At 71.7% G+C, this 18677-nt stretch carries 14 protein-coding genes; 8 read left to right on the forward strand and 6 right to left on the reverse strand.

Features of this window, described 5'->3' with window-relative positions; translation table 11 throughout:
* The 3 genes from treS to glgB all read left to right on the forward strand — a co-directional run.
* The coding region (gene treS / locus IE97_RS0137310; RefSeq protein ID WP_030251778.1) for a maltose alpha-D-glucosyltransferase at nt 1-1347 on the forward strand (1347 nt) is incomplete at its 5' end.
* Nucleotides 1348-1538: 191 nt separating this feature from the next.
* Nucleotides 1539-2981, forward strand: coding sequence for a maltokinase N-terminal cap-like domain-containing protein (locus IE97_RS0137315; protein WP_030251781.1), 1443 nt, complete (start codon nt 1539-1541; stop codon nt 2979-2981).
* Nucleotides 2982-3008: 27 nt separating this feature from the next.
* Nucleotides 3009-5996: a 1,4-alpha-glucan branching enzyme gene (gene glgB, locus IE97_RS0137320; protein ID WP_078603536.1), complete on the forward strand. Its 2988-nt coding sequence runs from the start codon at nt 3009-3011 to the stop codon at nt 5994-5996.
* A gap of 107 nt (nt 5997-6103) precedes the next feature.
* On the opposite strand, the gene IE97_RS0137325 is transcribed toward glgB, so the two are convergent.
* From IE97_RS0137325 to IE97_RS0137340, 4 genes are all read right to left on the reverse strand, one after another.
* Entirely contained in the window at nt 6104-8335 is a 2232-nt protein-coding gene (locus tag IE97_RS0137325; RefSeq protein ID WP_030251789.1) for a HelD family protein, read from the reverse strand.
* Between the two features lie 169 nt (nt 8336-8504).
* Entirely contained in the window at nt 8505-8822 is a 318-nt protein-coding gene (locus tag IE97_RS0137330) for a thioredoxin family protein (protein ID WP_324605835.1), read from the reverse strand.
* Complete coding sequence (locus tag IE97_RS0137335) at nt 8816-9229, reverse strand: MerR family transcriptional regulator (protein ID WP_030251804.1); 414 nt, start codon at nt 9227-9229, stop codon at nt 8816-8818. The genes IE97_RS0137330 and IE97_RS0137335 overlap by 7 nt, the downstream gene beginning before the upstream one ends.
* Nucleotides 9230-9258: 29 nt before the next feature.
* On the reverse strand, nt 9259-9768 hold the full coding sequence (locus IE97_RS0137340) for an Lrp/AsnC family transcriptional regulator (RefSeq protein ID WP_030251807.1): 510 nt from the start codon (nt 9766-9768) through the stop codon (nt 9259-9261).
* Between the two features lie 45 nt (nt 9769-9813).
* Between IE97_RS0137340 and IE97_RS0137345 the strand changes: the two genes are divergently transcribed.
* Both IE97_RS0137345 and IE97_RS0137350 read left to right on the forward strand, forming a co-directional pair.
* Nucleotides 9814-10728 carry an NAD-dependent epimerase/dehydratase family protein gene (locus IE97_RS0137345; protein WP_078603538.1) on the forward strand — a complete coding sequence of 305 codons (915 nt, stop codon included), beginning with the start codon at nt 9814-9816 and terminating at the stop codon, nt 10726-10728.
* 1 nt (nt 10729) lies between these two features.
* Entirely contained in the window at nt 10730-11629 is a 900-nt protein-coding gene (locus tag IE97_RS0137350) for an aldo/keto reductase (protein ID WP_030251814.1), read from the forward strand.
* A 329-nt stretch (nt 11630-11958) separates the two neighbouring features.
* On the opposite strand, the gene IE97_RS0137355 is transcribed toward IE97_RS0137350, so the two are convergent.
* A complete protein-coding gene (locus IE97_RS0137355) occupies nt 11959-13629 on the reverse strand; it encodes an MFS transporter (protein ID WP_030251818.1) in 1671 nt (556 codons plus the stop codon).
* Between the two features lie 105 nt (nt 13630-13734).
* On the opposite strand from IE97_RS0137355, the gene IE97_RS0137360 reads away from it, so the two are divergent.
* Entirely contained in the window at nt 13735-14352 is a 618-nt protein-coding gene (locus IE97_RS0137360) for a TetR/AcrR family transcriptional regulator (protein ID WP_030251823.1), read from the forward strand.
* Nucleotides 14353-14429: 77 nt separating this feature from the next.
* On the opposite strand, the gene IE97_RS0137365 is transcribed toward IE97_RS0137360, so the two are convergent.
* On the reverse strand, nt 14430-15827 hold the full coding sequence (locus IE97_RS0137365; RefSeq protein ID WP_030251827.1) for a cation:dicarboxylate symporter family transporter: 1398 nt from the start codon (nt 15825-15827) through the stop codon (nt 14430-14432).
* Nucleotides 15828-16025: 198 nt separating this feature from the next.
* Between IE97_RS0137365 and IE97_RS0137370 the strand changes: the two genes are divergently transcribed.
* Both IE97_RS0137370 and IE97_RS0137375 read left to right on the forward strand, forming a co-directional pair.
* Nucleotides 16026-17765 carry a sensor histidine kinase gene (locus IE97_RS0137370; RefSeq protein ID WP_030251830.1) on the forward strand — a complete coding sequence of 580 codons (1740 nt, stop codon included), beginning with the start codon at nt 16026-16028 and terminating at the stop codon, nt 17763-17765.
* Nucleotides 17762-18460 carry a response regulator gene (locus IE97_RS0137375; protein WP_030251834.1) on the forward strand — a complete coding sequence of 233 codons (699 nt, stop codon included), beginning with the start codon at nt 17762-17764 and terminating at the stop codon, nt 18458-18460. The genes IE97_RS0137370 and IE97_RS0137375 overlap by 4 nt, the downstream gene beginning before the upstream one ends.
* Nucleotides 18461-18677: the final 217 nt, after the last annotated feature.

The raw sequence follows: 18677 nt of genomic DNA on the forward strand, positions 1-18677 counted from the left end.
ATGAACCACACCAGCGACCAGCACCCGTGGTTCCAGGAGTCGAGGAAGGATCCCGACGGGCCCTACGGCGACTACTACGTGTGGGCCGACGACGACAAGCAGTTCCCGGACGCGCGCATCATCTTCGTCGACACCGAGGCCTCCAACTGGACCTTCGACCCGGTCCGCAAGCAGTACTACTGGCATCGTTTCTTCTCCCACCAGCCGGACCTCAACTACGAGAACCCGGCCGTGCAGGAGGAGATGATCTCCGCGCTGAAGTTCTGGCTGGACCTGGGCATCGACGGCTTCCGGCTGGACGCGGTGCCGTACCTGTACCAGGAGGAGGGCACCAACTGCGAGAACCTCCCGGCCACGCACGCCTTCCTGAAGCGGGTGCGCAAGGAGATCGACGCGCAGTACCCGGACACGGTGCTGCTGGCGGAGGCCAACCAGTGGCCCGAGGACGTCGTCGACTACTTCGGCGACTATCCGAGCGGCGGCGACGAGTGCCACATGGCGTTCCACTTCCCGGTCATGCCGCGCATCTTCATGGCCGTCCGCCGCGAGTCCCGCTACCCGGTCTCCGAGATCCTGGCCAAGACCCCGGCCATCCCCTCGGGCTGCCAGTGGGGCATCTTCCTGCGCAACCACGACGAGCTCACGCTCGAGATGGTCACCGACGAAGAGCGCGACTACATGTGGGCCGAGTACGCCAAGGACCCACGGATGCGCGCCAACATCGGCATCCGGCGCCGTCTCGCCCCGCTGCTGGACAACGACCGCAACCAGATCGAGCTGTTCACGGCCCTGCTGCTGTCGCTGCCCGGCTCGCCGATCCTGTACTACGGCGACGAGATCGGCATGGGCGACAACATCTGGCTCGGTGACCGGGACGCGGTGCGCACGCCGATGCAGTGGACGCCCGACCGCAACGCGGGCTTCTCCTCGTCCGACCCGGGGCGGCTGTTCCTGCCCACGATCATGGACCCGGTCTACGGCTATCAGGTCACGAACGTCGAGGCGTCCATGGCCTCGCCGTCGTCGCTGCTGCACTGGACCCGCCGCATGATCGAGATCCGCAAGCAGAACCCGGCTTTCGGTCTCGGCTCCTACACCGAGCTGCCGTCGACGAACCCGGCGGTGCTGGCGTTCCTGCGGGAGTACGAGGACGACCTGGTGCTCTGCGTCAACAACTTCTCGCGTTTCGCGCAGCCCACGGAGCTGGACCTGAGCGCCTTCGAGGGGCGGCACCCGGTGGAACTGTTCGGCGGGGTCCGCTTCCCGGCCATCGGCGAACTGCCCTATCTGCTGACCCTCGGGGGCCACGGCTTCTACTGGTTCCGGCTGCGCAGGGACGCCGTATGAGGCCGGAATCGGCCTGTTGAGGCCAGATCGGCGGGGTGGGCGGCAAACCCCCGTGGCGGGGCGTTTCTCCTGCCCCGCCCGGGGCACGCATCAGTAACACCCCGCCCACCCGCGTGAGCCGGAGGGGCGCCGCCGGGGGCTGCCGAAGCCACCCGGAGGCGCACCACATATGGGTGAAAGGACGCGACGCCATGTCGGAAGCCGTCACACGCACCGTCACCACCCCGCCCGGCCTTCTTGCCTCCTTGGATCCACTGCTGCGGGAGTGGCTGCCACGCCAGCGCTGGTTCGCCGGCAAGGGACGTCCGGTCACCGGGTTCACGCTGGTCGCCGCCACCGAGCTGCTCCCGAACAGCGGCAAGCTCGGCCTGTACCACCTGCTGGTCCGCGCCCACCAGCCGCTCGTGCCGTCCCATGGGGCGCCCGACCACCCCGGCGACTGCTACCAGCTCCTGATAGGCGTGCGCGAGGCGCTGCCGCCTCGGCTCGCGCCCGCGCTGATCGGACACCTGCCGACGGGGTCCCTGGCCGGCCGGACCGCCTACGACGCCCTGCACGACCCACGGCCCGCCGAGCTGCTCCTGGAGGCCCTGCGCACCCAGGCCCGGATCGGCGGGCTCCGCTTCGAGCGGGACCAGCAGCAGGAGATCCGGTCCGGGCTGGTGCCGCGGGTGGTGACCGCGGAACAGTCCAACTCGTCGATCGTCTATGGAGATACGTTCATTCTGAAGCTGCTCCGCCGGATCGTGCCCGGCGTCAACCCCGACCTGGAGCTGCCTTTGGTACTGGCCCGCGAGGGCTGTCCCCGGGTGCCCGCGCCGACGGCCTGGATGGTCGCGGACGTCGACCCCGCGGCGGACCCGGTGATCTCGGCGGATCCGGGGGACCTCGGCGGCCAGCCGTACGTGCTGGGGGTGCTCCAGCCGTTCGTGCAGGGCGCCTCGGACGGCTGGGAGCTGGCGCTGCGGGAGCTCGCCAAGGGCGAGGACTTCGGCGCCGAGGCGCGGGCTCTCGGGCGGGCCACCGCCGAGGTGCACACCGCCCTTGCCCGGGCGTTGCCGACCGTCACACTCGGTCATGCGCAGCTCGAGCTGATGGTCGGCGGCATGATCGAGCGGCTGGAGGCGGCCGTCCATGCGGTGCCCGCGCTCAGGCCGTACGCCGGCGGCCTGAGGTCGGCGTTCACGGCGCTGGGCGACCTGGCGGCCGAGGGCCGCACCTGGACCGCGCAGCGCGTGCACGGCGACCTCCACCTCGGTCAGTGCCTGCGCTCACCGGCCGGCGAGTGGTGGCTGATCGACTTCGAGGGCGAGCCGGCCCGGCCGCTGGCCGAGCGGCGCATGCCGCAGCCGGCGGTCCGGGATGTCGCCGGAATGCTGCGGTCCTTCGACTACGCGGCGCGCTCGGTCGATCCGCCCCAGCCGGACTGGGCCGAGACCTGCCGTTCCGCGTACTGCTCCGGCTACGCGGAGGCCTCCGGCCGCGATCCGCGCACCGATCCGGTGCTGCTGCGCGCCTACGAGACGGACAAGGCGATCTATGAGGTGGTGTACGAGGCCCGGCACCGCCCCGACTGGCTGCCGGTGCCCCTGGCCGCCATAGACCGGCTCGCCTCGTCCGGCCACCTGACCTGACCCACCCTCGCCCTGGAGGCTCCGCCCGTGACCCCCCGCCCTGAGTCCAGCGGTTCGCGTCCCAAGGGGACGGCCGGGGAGAAGATCCCCGAGCAGCCCACGGCCGCCCAGCAGAAGAGCGCCGCGAAGAAGACGGCGGTGCCGAAACAGGCAGCGGCCAAGAAGGGGACGGCCCCCGCGAAGTCGGCTGCCGCGAAGAAGGCCGCCGCCAAGAAGACGTCCTCGGCGCAGTCGCCCGCGACGAAGGCCGCCGCGAAGAAGGCGACCTCGGCCGCGAAGAAGACGGCCGCGAAGAAGACGGCCGCGAAGACAGCCGCCGCCAAGAAGGCCGTTACGAAGAAGACGGCTCCCGCGACGGCGACCGCGGCGAAGTCGACGGCCGCCAAGAAGGCCGTCACGAAGAAGGCCGCGAAGAAGACGGCTCCCCCGGCGGCGCCCGCGGCGAAGGCCACCGCCAAGAAGGTGGCGGCGACGAAGACAGCCGCCGAGAAGCCGACGGCAACGAAGGCGACCGCCAAGAAGGCGACCTCCGCGACGCCCACGAAAGCGGCGGCCAAGAAGGCCGCCGCCACGAAGGCCGCCGCTGCCAAGGCGACTGCCGCCAAGGCCACCGCCGCCAAGGCGGCAGCCGTGAGTCCCTCCGCGAAGAAGGCCACCACGAAGAAGGCGCCTGCCAAGAAGTCCACCGCCAGGAAGACCACCACCGGGCCGACCACCGCCGCCACGACCGCCACCGGCACATCCACCACCGGCACGGCCACCACCGGCTCAGCCACCGCTGCGAAGGCCGCCCCCGCACAGGTCGTGCCGCCGGAGATGGAGATCGCCGTCTCGCCCGCCGTCGACGCGGTGGACCGGGACCGGCTGCTCCACGGCACGCACCACGACCCGCACTCCGTACTCGGCGCCCACCCCGTGCCCGGCGGGGTCGCCTTCCGGGCGTTCCGGCCGTACGCGCGGTCCGTGACCGTCCTCTCCGGGGACGTGCGGGCGGAACTGCACGACGACGGGGAGGGGTTCTTCTCCGGGCTGCTGCCGCTGACGGAGGTGCCGGCGTACCGGCTGCTCGTGGAGTACGACGGGACGGTCCTGGAGACCGAGGACGCCTACCGCTTCCTGCCCACGCTGGGCGAGCTGGACCTGCACCTGCTCGGCGAGGGCCGGCACGAGGAGCTGTGGACGGCGCTGGGCGCGCACCCGACGACCCACCAGGGCGTGACCGGCACGCGGTTCGCGGTGTGGGCGCCGAACGCGCGCGGCGTGCGCGTGGCCGGCACCTTCAACTTCTGGGACGGTACCGGCCACGCCATGCGGTCGCTGGGGTCGTCCGGGGTGTGGGAGCTGTTCCTGCCGGACATCGGCGAGGGCGAGCTGTACAAGTTCGAGATCACCCGCCCCGACGGTTCGAAGACGCTGCGCGCCGACCCGCTGGCCCGCCGCACCGAGGTGCCGCCGGCGACCTCGTCGGTCATCACGTCCTCGCGGTACGAGTGGGGCGACGCCGAGTGGCTGGCCCGGCGCGCCGAGGCCCCGGCGCACGAGTCGCCGTTCTCGGTGTACGAGATCCATCTGCCGTCCTGGCGACCTGGGCTGACATACCGTCAACTCGCCGAGCAGCTCCCCACGTACGTGAAGAACCTGGGCTTCACGCACGTCGAGCTGATGCCGGTCGCCGAGCACCCGTTCGGCGGCTCCTGGGGCTACCAGGTCACCGGCTTCTACGCGCCCACGGCCCGCCTCGGCACGCCCGACGACTTCCGGTACCTGGTCGACAAGCTGCACCAGGCCGGCATCGGTGTCCTGATGGACTGGGTTCCGGCGCACTTCCCGCGCGACGACTGGGCGCTCGCCGAGTTCGACGGCCGTCCGCTGTACGAGCACGAGGACCCGCTGCGGGCCGCGCACCCCGACTGGGGCACGCTGGAGTTCGACTTCGGGCGCAACGAGGTGCGCAACTTCCTCGTGGCGAACGCGGTGTACTGGTGCGAGGAATTCCACATCGACGGGCTGCGCGTGGACGCGGTGGCGTCCATGCTCTACCTCGACTACTCCCGCGAGCCGGGCCAGTGGACGCCCAACGAGCACGGCGGCCGGGAGAACCTGGACGCGGTGGCGTTCCTGCAGGAGATGAACGCGACGGTGTACCGCAGGGTGCCCGGCGTGGTCACGATCGCCGAGGAGTCGACCGCCTGGGACGGTGTCACCCGCGCCACCCACCACAAGGGGCCGAGCGGCTTCGGCGGGCTCGGGTTCGGGCTGAAGTGGAACATGGGCTGGATGCACGACTCGCTGCAGTACATGAGCCACGAGCCGGTGCACCGCAAGTACCACCACCACGAGATGACGTTCTCGATGGTGTACGCCTACAGCGAGAACTACGTGCTGCCGATCTCCCACGACGAGGTGGTGCACGGCAAGCGGTCCCTGGTGTCGAAGATGCCCGGCGACTGGTGGCAGCAGCGCGCCGGGCACCGGGCCTACCTCGGCTTCATGTGGGCCCACCCGGGCAAGCAGCTGCTGTTCATGGGGCAGGAGTTCGCGCAGGGCGCCGAGTGGTCCGAGGCGCACGGACCCGACTGGTGGCTGCTGGACCCGGGCTACGGCGCCGAGCCCGACCACCGGGGCGTCCGTGACCTGGTCCGTGACCTCAACACCGTCTACCGCGCCACCCCTTCGCTGTGGCGCCTCGACACGGACCCGGCCGGTTTCGAATGGATCGTCGGGGACGCCGCCGACGACAACGTCCTCGCGTTCCTGCGGCTGGACCCGGAGGGCACCCCGCTGCTGGCGGTGTCGAACTTCGCGCCGGTCGTCCGCGAGGACTACCGGCTGGGCGTGCCCGAGGACGTCCCCGCCTGGCACGAGGCCGTCAACACCGACGCCGGCCGCTACGGCGGCAGCGACGTCACCAACCCCGACCCGGTCAAACCCGAGGCCCAGCCCTGGCACGGCCGCCCGGCGAGCATTCGCCTGACCCTGCCCCCGCTGGCGACGGTGTGGCTGCGCCCGGCGTAGGCGGTAGGTGACACCCCGCGGGGCCCCGAAGGCCCCGGCGGTCTCATGACGGTGGACGACGCCCTGTCCCGAAGGAGGTCTCGGGCGTCTCCACCGCCGTGCCGGGGCTACCCGAACGACTGCGACAGAGACTCGGGCAGCTCCCCGGTGTGCAGCACTCCGAGCCGCTGGGTGGCCCGGGTCAGCGCCACGTACAGGTCACTGGTGCCGTACCGGCCGGGCTCGACCACGAGGACGGAGTCGAACTCCAGGCCCTTGGCCTGCCGCGGATCGAGCAGGACGACCGTCCGGGTGAGGTCGGGTTCGGCGCCCGCCGTGACGCCGTCCAGCCGGGCGGCGATGCTCCGGTGGAGGTCGCGGGGCGCGATCACCGCGAGCCGCCCCTCGTCCGGGGTGAGCTCCTCGACCGCCTTGGCGACGGCGCCCGGCAGGTCGTCGGTGGCGCGGGCCCAGGGGCGTACGCCCGTGGAGCGGACCGAGCTCGGCGGTTCGAAGTCCGGGTGCTCGGCGCGGACCACGGCCGCCGCGACGTCCATGATCTCGGCCGGGGTGCGGTAGTTGACGCCCAGCCGGGTGTGCTCCCAGCGGTCCTCGACGAACGGGGCGAGGATGCCCGCCCAGGAGCCGACCCCGGCCGCCTCCGCGGTCTGCGCGGGGTCGCCGACCAGGGTCATCGAGCGGGTCGGGCTGCGCCGCATCAGCAGCCGCCAGGCCATCGGCGACAGCTCCTGCGCCTCGTCGACGATGATGTGGCCGAACGCCCAGGTCCGGTCGGCCGCGGCGCGCTCGGCGGCGCTGCGGTGGTCGTCCTCCTCGTGCCGCTCGGCGAACCGCTCGGCGTCGATGATGTCGTGCGCGGACAGCACCTCGGACCCCTCGGGGTCGTCCTCCTCCTTGTCCTCGAACTCGTAGGTCCGGGACGCGTACGACACCTCCAGCACGCCCTGCGCGTAGGCGATCTGCTCCTCCCGCTCGCGCGCGGCGCGCTCCCGGGCCAGCCGGTCGTCCTCGCCGAGGAGTTCGGCGGCCTCGTCGAGCAGTGGCACGTCGGAGACCGTCCAGTGACGGGTCACCGGGCGGCGTACGGCGTCGGCGTCCTCGGCGGAGAGGAACTCCTCGGGGGCGGCGAGGAAGTCGGCGATAAGCCGCTGCGGGGTGAGCACCGGCCACAGCTGGTCGATCGCGGACCAGACGTCGGGGTTCTCGGCGAGGTCGTCGCGGATCTGGGTGATGTCGCTGGGGTCGAGCAGGCTGGACCCGTCGAAGGGGTCGGTGCCGATGCGCTCGGCGTACAGCTCGGTGAGCGTGTTGAGGATGTGGCCCTCGAAGTGCTCACGGGCCGCGTTGTGCGGCAGCTTCGTGGCTCGGGCGCGTTCGCGGGCGACGTTCACCAGACCGTCGTCGAGCATGAGGACCTCGCGGTCGTGCTCGATGGCGATCACCGGGTCGGGCAGCGCCTGCCGGCTGCGCACGACCTCGGCGAGGACGTCGGCCATGTCGGCGCGGCCCTTCACGGCGGCGGCCTCGGGTGTGTCGGACGCGGTCGCCTTCACCCCGGGGAACAGCTCGCCCACGGTCGCGAGGAGCACGCCCGTCTCGCCGAGGGAGGGCAGCACCTCGCCGATGTAGCCGAGGAACGCCGGGTTGGGCCCGACGATCAGCACCGCCCGCTTGACGAGCAGCTCGCGGTGCTCGTACAGCAGATAGGCGGCGCGGTGCAGGGCGACGGCGGTCTTGCCGGTGCCGGGGCCGCCCTCCACCACCATGACGCCGCGGTGCGGGGCGCGGATGATGCGGTCCTGGTCGGCCTGGATGGTCTGCACGATGTCGCTCATCCGGCCGGTGCGGGCCGAGTTGAGCGCGGCGAGCAGCACGGCGTCGCCCGTCGGGTCCTCGTGGCCGGTGCGGGTCTCGTCGCCGAGGTCGAGGATCTCGTCGTGGAGGTGGGTGACCGTGCGGCCGTCGGTCGCGATGTGGCGCCGGCGCCTCAGCCCCATCGGGGTGTGGCCGGTGGCCAGGTAGAAGGGGCGGGCGACGTCGGCACGCCAGTCGATCAGGACGGGGGTGCGCTCGGCGTCGTCGGTGCGCAGCCCGATCCGGCCGATGTGGTGGGTGGTGCCGGAGGTGAGGTCGATCCGGCCGAAGCACAGGGAGCCGTCCACCGCGTTCAGCGCGGCGAGCAGCCCGGAGCGCTCCGCCACGAGGATGTCCCGCTCGAGTCTGGCCTGCATGGGGGTGTTGCCCTGCGCGAGGGCGTCCGTGACGGAGGTCTCGGCGTCGCCGCGCAGCGCGTCCACGCGCGCGTACAACCCGTCGATGAATTCCTGTTCCTGACGCAATTCATCGTCCGGAAATTCGGTGTTTGACAATTCCACTCCCGCCCGGATATACTGTGCTCACTGAACTTCGCTGTGACCTCTTCGGACTTGAAGTCACGAATAGGCAAATATACGCAAGGAAATCCCCCGAGCGCAATTACCCGGGGGATTTCTCTTCTTCAGGGCGGAATCACAGCACGTCGGCGAGCTCCTCCAGCAGCCGCCGCTTGGCACGCGCCCCCACCATCGACTTCACGGGCTCACCGCCACGGAACACCATGAACGTCGGCATGGAGAGCACCTTGTAGGCGTTCGTTGTCAGCGGGTTGGTGTCCACGTCGAGCTGTACCACCTTCAGCCGCTCCCCCTCCTCGGTGGCCAGCGCGCTGAGCACCGGCCCCATCTGCCGGCACGGCGGGCACCAGGCGGCGGTGAACTCCACCAGCACCGGAAGGCCGGCGCCGATCACCTCCGCCTCGAAGTCCGCGTCCGTCACATCGATCACCATGTGCGCCCTCCCAGCTCGCAACGTGGCTCCGGACCCCCCGGAGCCTCCGCCTCGGCGGCCAGCTCGGCCCGCGCGAGCTGCCGCGCGACCGTCTCCCGCACGCCCGTCAACTGGCTGATCAGACCGTCGAGTTCAGCCAGTTTGCGCCGGTAGACCGCAAGCGACGCCGGGCAGGAGTCGCCCTCGGGATGGCCGGCCCGCAGACACTCCACGAAGGGCCGCGTCTCCTCCAGGTCGAACCCGAAGTCCTGCAGCGTCCGGATCTGCCGCAGCAGCCGCAGATCGCTCTCGTCGTAGCTCCGGTACCCGTTGCCTTCCCGCCGCGCGGGCAGCAACCCGCGCGACTCGTAGTACCGCAGCGTCCGTGTCGTGGTCCCGGCCCGCGCGGCCAGCTCGCCGATTCGCATGCGATCGAACGTAATCCTTGACGCCCGCGTCAGGGCAACAGCGGTTTCCGCTCCAGCGGGGAGGTCAGCACGATCGACGTCGTCGTGCGTCCCAGCGCGGAGACCTCCTCCAGGATCTCCTCGAGATGCACGGTGTCCCGCACGGCCACCTTGAGGATCCAGCAGTCCTCCCCGACCACGTGGTGCACCTCGACGATCTCCGGCCGCTCGATCAGCTCCAGGGTCCTGGGGTGCTTCAGGTTGTACCCGCCGTGCGGGTTGACCCGGATGAACGCCTGGATGCCGTAACCGAGCCGGGCCGGCACGACCTGGGCGCCGTAGCCGGTGATCACGCCCGCCGCCTCCAGTCGCCGCACCCGCTCGGTGACCGCCGCCGGGCTGAGCCGGACCCGGCGGCCCAGCTCGCTGAGCTTGATCCGGCCGTCGGTCTGGAGCAGTTCGAGGATCTGCCGGTCCAGCGCGTCGAACACCACCGATGTTTCGTTGGCGGCGGCCCGCGGATGCCGTGGTTCTTTCGGTGCGGCGGCCGTGACTCCCATGGTTCCCCCTTCAGCACGTGGATGTGAGCCGGGAGAATTATGGCCATGGAAAAGGTCCGGGAAGTGCTGGTCATCGGCGGGAACCGTTATGTGGGCAAGCGTCTGATCACGCGGCTGCTCGCGGAAGGGCACCGTGTCACCGTGCTGAACCGGGGATCCTCCCCGCCGCCGGCCGGGGTCGAGCGGCTGCGCGCCGACCGGGACGACGAGCGGTCCCTGACCGCCGCGCTCGGGTCACGCGCATTCGACGTCGTCGTCGACCAGGTCTGCTACACACCGCGCCAGGCGGAACTCGCCCGCCGCGTCTTCTCCGGCCGTACCCGCCGGTATGTGATGACCTCGACGGTCGAGGTGTACGAGTACGAGGACTCCGCCACCCTGGTGCCCGAGGAGGCCGTCGACCCGTCCACCGTCACGGTCGGCCTCGAACTGCCCTGGGACGACCCCTTGTTCCTGGAGGCCAACTACGGGGAGGGCAAGCGGCAGGCCGAGGCGGTCCTCGCGGCCGGCGGCCCGGCGTTTCCGTACACGGCGGTGCGGGTCGCCCATGTGCTGGGCGGGCACGACGACTTCACCGGCCGGCTGGCGCACTACGCCGAGCGGATACGGACCGGCGAGCCGATCGCCGTCCCCGCCCGGAACCAGCCGGCCACGTACGTCCACGTCGAGGAGATCGCCCGTTTCCTGGCCTGGGCGGCGGGCGAGGACTTCACCGGACCCGTGAACGCGGCCTCCAGCGGGACGCTGACCACCGAGGACCTGTGCGAGGCGGTGGCCGCGCATGTCCCGGGCGGTCGTGCCGTGTTCCGGCCCGTCGAGGTCGGTGAGGTCTCGCCGTTCTCCTTCCGCCGCTCCTACGGCATGGACAACGCCCGTGCCGCCCGGCTCGGGTATGCCTTCACCGACGCCCGGCAGTGGCTGCCGCGTGCCGTCGCGGAGACCCTCGGAAAGGGCGACTGACATGCGGTACAGGACACTTGGCGGACTGCGGGTGAGTGCGGTCGGACTCGGCGCCATGCCGCTGTCCATCGAGGGCCGCCCGGACGAGGAGCGTGCCCTGGCCACCGTGCACGCCGCGCTCGACGCGGGCGTGACCCTGCTGGACACGGCCGACTCCTACCATCTGCCGGGCGCGGAGCCCGGCCACAACGAGCGTCTGGTGGCCCGCGCGCTGGCCACCTACGGCGGTGACACCTCCGGCGTCCTGGTGGCCACGAAGGGCGGTCGCGGCCGCCCGGCCGGCGGCGACTGGACGGTGAACGGCTCCCCCCGTCATCTCAAGGCCGCCGCCGAGGCCTCGCTCAAGCGGCTCGGCGTCGAGGCGATAGGCCTGTATCAGCTGCACAAGCCGGACCCCGCGGTGCCGTTCGAGGAGTCGGTCGGCGCGCTGCGCGAGCTGCTCGACGCCGGCACGATCCGGCTGGCCGGCGTGTCCAACACGGACACGGACCAGATCCGCCGGGCGCGCGAGATCCTCGGCGACCGGCTGGTGTCGGTGCAGAACCGGTACTCCCCCGCCGTCCGGGACAGTGAGCCGGAACTGCGGCTGTGCGCGGAACTGGGGCTGGCCTTCCTGCCGTGGAGCCCGCTGGGCGGGCTGGCCCGCAGCTCCCTGGACGGGCCGTCGCGCACGGAGGGGGCGGATCGCTTCGCCGCCTTCCACGCGGTGGCGCGGGAGCGCGGTGTGAGTCCCCAACGGATCGGCCTGGCCTGGCTGCTGACGAGGTCCCCGACGGTCGTCCCCATTCCGGGGGCGAGCCGGCCGGAGACGATCAGGGACTCGGCGGCCGCGGCGGACCTGCTGCTCACGCCGGAAGAACGGGCACGCCTGGACGAGTCCACCCGACCGGTCCGCGCGTAGGCCTCTCGCGACCGCGGCGTCCTCGCCCGGAGGGTCGGCCGCGCGGCGTTCGGTGCGAACTCCCGGCGGCCGGGCGGCTGGGGGCGCCGTGCCGGACCTCGCAGAGCAGGACGGGCTTGGCGGAGACCCGCCCGCTGCCTGGCGCGACAGCGGCTCGCTCGCCCGGAGGGCGGTCGCGCGGCTTCCGGCGCGCGTTCTCGGCGTGCCGGGCGGGAGAGCTCGGGGGAGCCGTGCCGGGCCTCGCGGAGCGGGCCGGACGGGTCGGGGACCCGCCCGGGCCCGCCGCGACAGCGGCCTCCTCGCCCGGAGGGCGGCCGCGCGGGGCGGTCCTAGCGGGTTCCGGCGGACTCCAGCTCCCGGTCCTCGGCAGGCTCGTCCGCGGGCCTGCTCCTGCCGGGCAGAAGCAGTGCCACCCCTACCGTCCCGACGCCCAGGATCACGGCGCCGGCCAGACTGGTGTGCGCGACCGCGTCGGCGAACGAGGAACCCACCGCCTCGGCCATCTGGCGTGCTCCGGCGCCGAGTTGCTCGGCCTGCGCCCGAAGCCCCTCCGCCTGCTGGGGGTCACCGGCCCGCGCCGCCTGCTCGGTCAGCTGCCGCGCCTTGTCCCCGATCCCCTGGGCCACGGCATACCCGGCCCCGACGGAGTCCTGCGCCGTCTCCAGGGAGGAGGCGGGAAGCTTGCTGCCGGCCGTCGCGTCCGAGAGGTGCCCGGAGTACGAGGTGGCGAGCAGCGAGCCGAGGATCGCGATGCCGAGCGAGCCGCCCAGCTCCAGCGAGGTGTCGTTCACGGCGCCGCCGACGCCCAGCTCGGACTCCGGGAACGCCCCCATGATCGCGTCCGTGCAGGGCGACAGCGCGAGCCCGATCGCGAGGCCGAGGACGATCAGGGGCGCGACGAAGTCGCCGTAGGAGGATCCGGCGTCGACCCGGGTGAGCAGTGCCAGGGCCGCCGTACCGCCGACCATGCCGGCCGTGACGGTCCACTTCATGCCGGTCCGCGGGGTGAGGTAGCCGGTGAGGGCCGAGCCCACGAAGACGGCGCCGGCCAGCGGCAGCATGCGCAGGCCGGTGTCCAGGGCGTCGTAGCCGAGGACGAACTGCAGGTGCTGGGTCAGGTAGTAGAAGGCGCCGAAGACGGCCAGGAAGAACAGGGCGACGGCGAGGTTGGAGCCCGCGAAGCGGCGGTCGGTGAAGCGGCGCACGTCGAGGAGGGGACGCGGGTGGCGCAGCTCCCAGAGCACGAAGGCCAGGAGCCCGGCGCCCGCGACGACCGCAGCCGCGACGGCCCTGGTACCCCAGCCGAAGTGCGGCCCCTCGATGATCGTGTACACGAGCGCGCCGGTCCACACCACCGACAGCAGCCCGCCGACGTAGTCGATGCGCTCCCGGTGGCCGGCCCTGGAGGGCGGCACCAGGACGAACGTGCCGACGACGGCAAGGGCGGCGACGGGAACGTTGATGAGGAACGTCGACGACCAGCCGTGGTGCTCCAGCAGCGCCCCGGCGACCAGCGGTCCGGCCGCGATGGCGAGGCCGGCCGTGGCGGTCCACAGGGTGATGGCCTTGGCGCGTTCGCCGCGCGGGAACGTCGCGGCGAGCAGGGACAGTGTGGCGGGCATGATCATCGCGGCGCCGGCTCCCATCACGGCACGTGCCGCGATGACCGCCGTGGAGCTGTCGGCGAGGTAGCCGAGGACCGCGCCCGCGCCGAACACGACCAGCCCGAGGACGAGCGCGCCCCGGCGGCTGTACTTGTCGCCGATCGCGCCGAGCAGCAGCATCAGCGCGGCGTACGGGACGGTGTAGCCGTCGATGACCCACTGGAGGTCGGCGCTGGACAGGCCGAGGTCCTGGGTCATGTCGGGCGCGGCGACGGTGAGGGCGGTGTTCGCCATCACGATGATCAGCAGGCTCAGGCAGAGCACGAGAAGCGCCCACCAGCGGCGTGCGTAGGGGCGTTCCATCCTCTCGACCGGTTCGGTCACGACGAGTCCCATGGCGGGTTGCCTCCTCATGGACTTGCACAGGGATGTGCATTTGCACAACAGTGTGCAAGATACGCCGTTGCACAGCACTGTGCAAGTCGATGAAGGAGGGGCACAATGACGTCCATGACCACGGGCAACACCAGCCGCGCCGACGCCAACCGGCGCCGCATCCTCGACATCGCCCTCGCCGAGCTGTTGCGGGACCCCGACGCGTCCATGGACCAGATCGCCCGTGCCGCGGGCGTCGTACGCCGGACCGTGTACGGGCACTTTCCGAGCCGCGAGGCGCTGATCAGCACGCTCGTCGACGAGGCCGTGGAGGCGCTGTCGGCCGCGGACGCGGCGGGCCGCGCGGGTGTGGGGCACCCGGCGGAGGCCCTGGCGCGCTCGGTGCTGGCGGTGTGGGAGATCGCCGACCGCTACCGGCTGCTGGTCGCGCTCGCCCAGCGCACGGTCACCGTGCAGGGCATCCGGGAGCGGCTCGCGCCGATCCGCGAGGAGAGCATCGGGCTGTTGCGGCGGGGTCTGGACGAGGGCGTCTTCGTCTCACCACTGCCGGCGCCGGCCCTGGCGTACGTGCACGAGCAGATGCTGTTCGCGGTTCTGGAGGCCGTGAACGACGGCCTGCTGGCAGCGGAAGAGGCGGGCCGCTGCGCCGCGGTCACGGTACTGACCGCGGCGGGCGTGCCCGCCTCGAGGGCCACCGAGCTGGTGGCGAAGCTGAACGACTGAACTTCTGAACGGTGTGACCGGGCGGCTGAGCGACGGGGGGACACCCAGCCGCCCGGATTCTGGGGGCGGCGCGGCCGTCAGGCCTTCGCCAGCTCCTTCTCGCCGCCCTGCTCGGACGCCTCGGCGGGCTCGTCGGCCGGGGCGCCGCTGTGGCCGTCGTCCACCAGCGTCTCCTCGTCGAAGGGCAGCCGGCCGGCGAGGACCTCGCCCACGCGCTCCTTGTCGATCTCCTTCGTCCAGGTGCCGATCAGCACGGTGGCCACGGCGTTGCCGGCGAAGTTGGTCAGGGCGCGGGCCTCGCTCATGAAGCGGTCGATGCCGACGACGAGGCCGATGCCGTCCACCAGGGCCGGCTTGTGCGACTGCAGACCACCGGCCAGCGTCGCGAGGCCCGCTCCGGTGACACCGGCGGCGCCCTTGGAGGCGACCAGCAGGAAGAGCAGCAGCGGGATCTGCTCGCCGATGGACATCGGGGTGCCCATGGCGTCGGCGATGAACAGCGAGGCCATGGTCATGTAGATCATGGTGCCGTCGAGGTTGAAGGAGTAGCCGGTCGGGACGGTGATGCCGACCACCGGCCTGCTGACGCCCATGTGCTCCATCTTCGCGATGAGCCGCGGCAGCGCGGACTCGGAGGAGGAGGTGGACAGGATCAGCAGGAACTCACGGCCCAGGTACTTGAACAGCGTGAAGATGTTCAGGCCGGAGATGACGCGCAGCAGGACGCCGAGCACGATGAAGACGAAGAGGAAGCAGGTCACGTAGAAGCCGAGCATCAGCACGGCCAGGCTCTTGAGCGCGTCCAGGCCCGCGGAGCCGGTCACGGCGGCGATCGCGCCGAAGGCGCCGATCGGGGCGGCCCACATCACCATCGCGAGGATGCGGAAGACGAGCCGCTGGATGTGCTCGATACCGCGCAGGATCGGCTGGCCCGCCGAGCCCATGCCCTGCAGCGCGAAGCCGGCGAGCAGGGCGATCAGCAGGGTCTGCAGGACCGACTCGTTGGTGAAGGCGGAGACGATCGTGGTCGGGATGATGCCCAGCAGGAAGTCGGTGGTGTTCGTGCTGGCCTCGGGGTCGACCTGTGCGTGACCGGCCTCCTTGACGGCGTCGGTCATCGCGAGGCTGGAGCCCGGATCCAGGACGTTGCCGACGACCAGGCCGATACCCAGCGCGACCAGCGACATCACCATGAAGTAGACAAGGGCGATACCGCCGACGGCTCCGACCTTGGCGGCCTTGCGTACCGAGCCGATGCCCAGCACGATCGTGCAGAAGATGATCGGCGAGATCATCATCTTGATCAGGTTCACGAACCCGGTGCCGATCGGCTTCAGCCCGACAGCGAAGTCCGGCGCGGCCAGGCCCACCGCGATACCGGCGGCGACCGCGATGATCACCGCGATGTAGAGGTAGTGCGTGCGGTCCCGCTTGGGTTTGCGTGCGGCAGGTGCCATGTCGGCTGCGCTGGTCACGGCGGCCCTCCTTGACGACGTCGTCGGCATCACCGGCGTGCGGCTCACGTCCGGGAAACTCCGGGGGAACTCCGCGAAACGGGGAGCGGGACCCCCGGAGATGCGTTATAGGGAATGCCGTGACTATGTCCTGCCCTGTGAGCGCGGTCACCCTTCCGTTCATTTAGTTCACAATCAGCCACGGGGCAGACTGACGTCATGCGCCTCACCGTCCCCGGTCCCCGCAGCCTGGCGGGCCAGCTCTTCGCCATGCAGGCCGTGCTCATAGCGGTCGTCGTGGCCGGATATGCGCTCTTCACCTACATCAGCGACCGCAGCCAGGCCGAGGAGTCCGCCACACGCCAGGCCAGGGCGGTGGCCCGGTCGGTCGCCGACTCCCCGTCCGTGCGGGAGGCGATCCGCACCCCGGACCCCTCGGCCGAGCTCCAGCCCTACGCGATGCAGGTGATGCGGGACACCGACGTCGACTTCATCACGATCATGAACCCGCGGGGCATCCGCTGGACGCACCCCGACCCGGACCAGATCGGCCAGACCTTCCGGGGCCACACCGAGAAGGCCCTGCGCGGCCAGACGTTCACCGAGACCTACACCGGCACGCTCGGCCCGTCGGTCCGCGCGGTCACGCCGGTCCAGGACGGCAACCGGATCGTCGGCCTGGTCAGCGCCGGCATCCGGGTCGAGGCGATCAGCGAGCGCGTGCAGAGCCAGGTCACGGCCCTGGTCGGCGTGGCAGCCGGTGCGCTGGCCCTGGGCGCCGTCGGCACCTACGTCATCAACGCCCGGCTGCGCCGCCACACCCACGGCATGAACGCGTCCGAGCTCAGCCGCATGCACGACTACCACCAGGCCGCCCTGCACGCGGTACGCGAGGGGCTGCTGATGCTGGACGGGCAGTACCGTGTGGCGTTGATCAACGACGGAGGTCGGGAGTTGCTCGGCGTGGCCGGGGACGTGGTGGGCAGGTCGGTGGTGGAGCTGGGGCTCCCGGCCCCGCTGACGGGTGCCCTGCTGGCGTCGGAGCCGCGGGTGGACGAGGTGCATCTGACGGCGTCGCGGGTCCTGGTGGTCAACACCTCGCCGGTGTCGGGCGGCGAGCGGCGCGGCACGGTCGTCACCCTGCGCGATGTGACCGAACTCCAGTCGCTGATGGGCGAGCTGGACTCCGAGCGGGGTTTCACGCAGGCACTGCGCTCACAGGCGCACGAGGCGGCGAACCGGCTGCACACGGTCGTCTCGCTGATCGAGCTGGACCGGGCGGAGGAAGCGGTGGACTTCGCGACGGCCGAACTGGAGCTGGCGCAGGCACTGACCGACCAGGTCGTGGCGGCGGTGAGCGAGCCGGTGCTGGCGGCGCTGCTGCTGGGCAAGACGGCCCAGGCGAACGAGCGGGGCGTGGAGCTGATGGTGTCCGAGGACAGCAGCCTGGACGACGGACTGCTGCCTCAGACCCTGCCGGCGCGGGATCTGGTGACCATCCTCGGCAACCTGATCGACAACGCCGTGGACGCGGCGCAGGGCAGTGCCCGGGCGCGGGTGACGGTGGCCGCCTACACCGAGGACCGGGAGGGCGCCCCGGAACTGGTGCTGCGGGTCTCGGACACGGGCCCGGGCGTCGACCCGGAGCACGCCGATGCGGTCTTCCAGCGGGGGTTCTCGACGAAGCCGGCGGGCCCGGGCGGCCGGGGTCTCGGACTGGCGCTCGTACGGCAGGCGGCACAGCGGCACGGGGGCTCGCTGTCGGTGACGGAGGCCGACGGGGGCGGGGCGGAGTTCGAGGTACGGCTGCCGCTGGGCGAGCCGGACGACCCGGTGTCCGGGGAGCCCGTTCCCAAGGGCACGGACCTGGCCCCCGCGGTCCCGCCGTCCACCGCCCTCGCGTCCCAGGACGCGGTCTCCGAGGGTTCGATGTCCAGGGGCCCTGGAGGCGACGCATGACGAGCGACACCACGAGAGAGAAGGCCATCCGCGTCCTGGTCGTGGAGGACGACCCGGTGGCCGCCGACGCCCATGTCCTGTACGTCGGCCGGGTCCCGGGTTTCGTCGCGGTGGGCACGGCGCACACGGGCGCGGAGGCCCGCCGGGCCCTGGAGCGCACCCCGGTGGACCTGCTCCTGCTGGACCTGCACCTTCCCGATGTGCACGGTCTGCAGCTGGCCCGCTCCCTGCGCGCGGCCGGCCACCACGCCGACGTGATAGCGGTGACGTCGGCTCGGGACCTGACCGTGGTGCGCGAAGGCGTCTCCCTCGGGGTCGTGCAGTACGTCCTGAAGCCGTTCACCTTCGCGACCCTGCGGGACCGGCTCGTGCGGTACGCCGAGTTCCACGCGGCGGTCGGCGAGGCGAGCGGCCAGGACGAGGTCGACCGGGCCCTCGCGGCCCTGCGCGCACCGGGCCCGGCCGCCCTCCCCAAGGGCCTGAGCGCGCCGACGCTGGAGCGGGTGACGGTGGCCCTGCGGGACAGCGCGGAGGGCCTCACGGCCGCGGGCGTGGCGGAGACGGTGGGCATCTCCCGCATCACGGCCCGCCGTTATCTGGAACACCTGGTGGACGCGGGCCGCGCGGCCCGCCGCCCGCAGTACGGAACGGTGGGGCGGCCGGAGTTGCAGTACCGCTGGGTCACGGGTCAGTGACGGGGACCCGCGGCTGTTGCCGGACCACAACGCGCCCGCAGCCGCCGTCGCACGGAAGGGGCCGTGCCGGGGGGTGTCCGCCCGCAGCTGGTTGGCGCGTCAACGAACAGTCAATTGTTCTCCGACCCCATCGCGCCGTTCCGAGGACGGACACCCCCCGGCGCGGCCCCGACCCACCACGAAACGGCAGGCAAACCCCCGGCGGCACCCCACTGTC

It is taken from the genome of Streptomyces sp. NRRL S-455, assembly GCF_000717875.1.
Classification (GTDB): Bacteria; Actinomycetota; Actinomycetes; order Streptomycetales; family Streptomycetaceae; genus Streptomyces.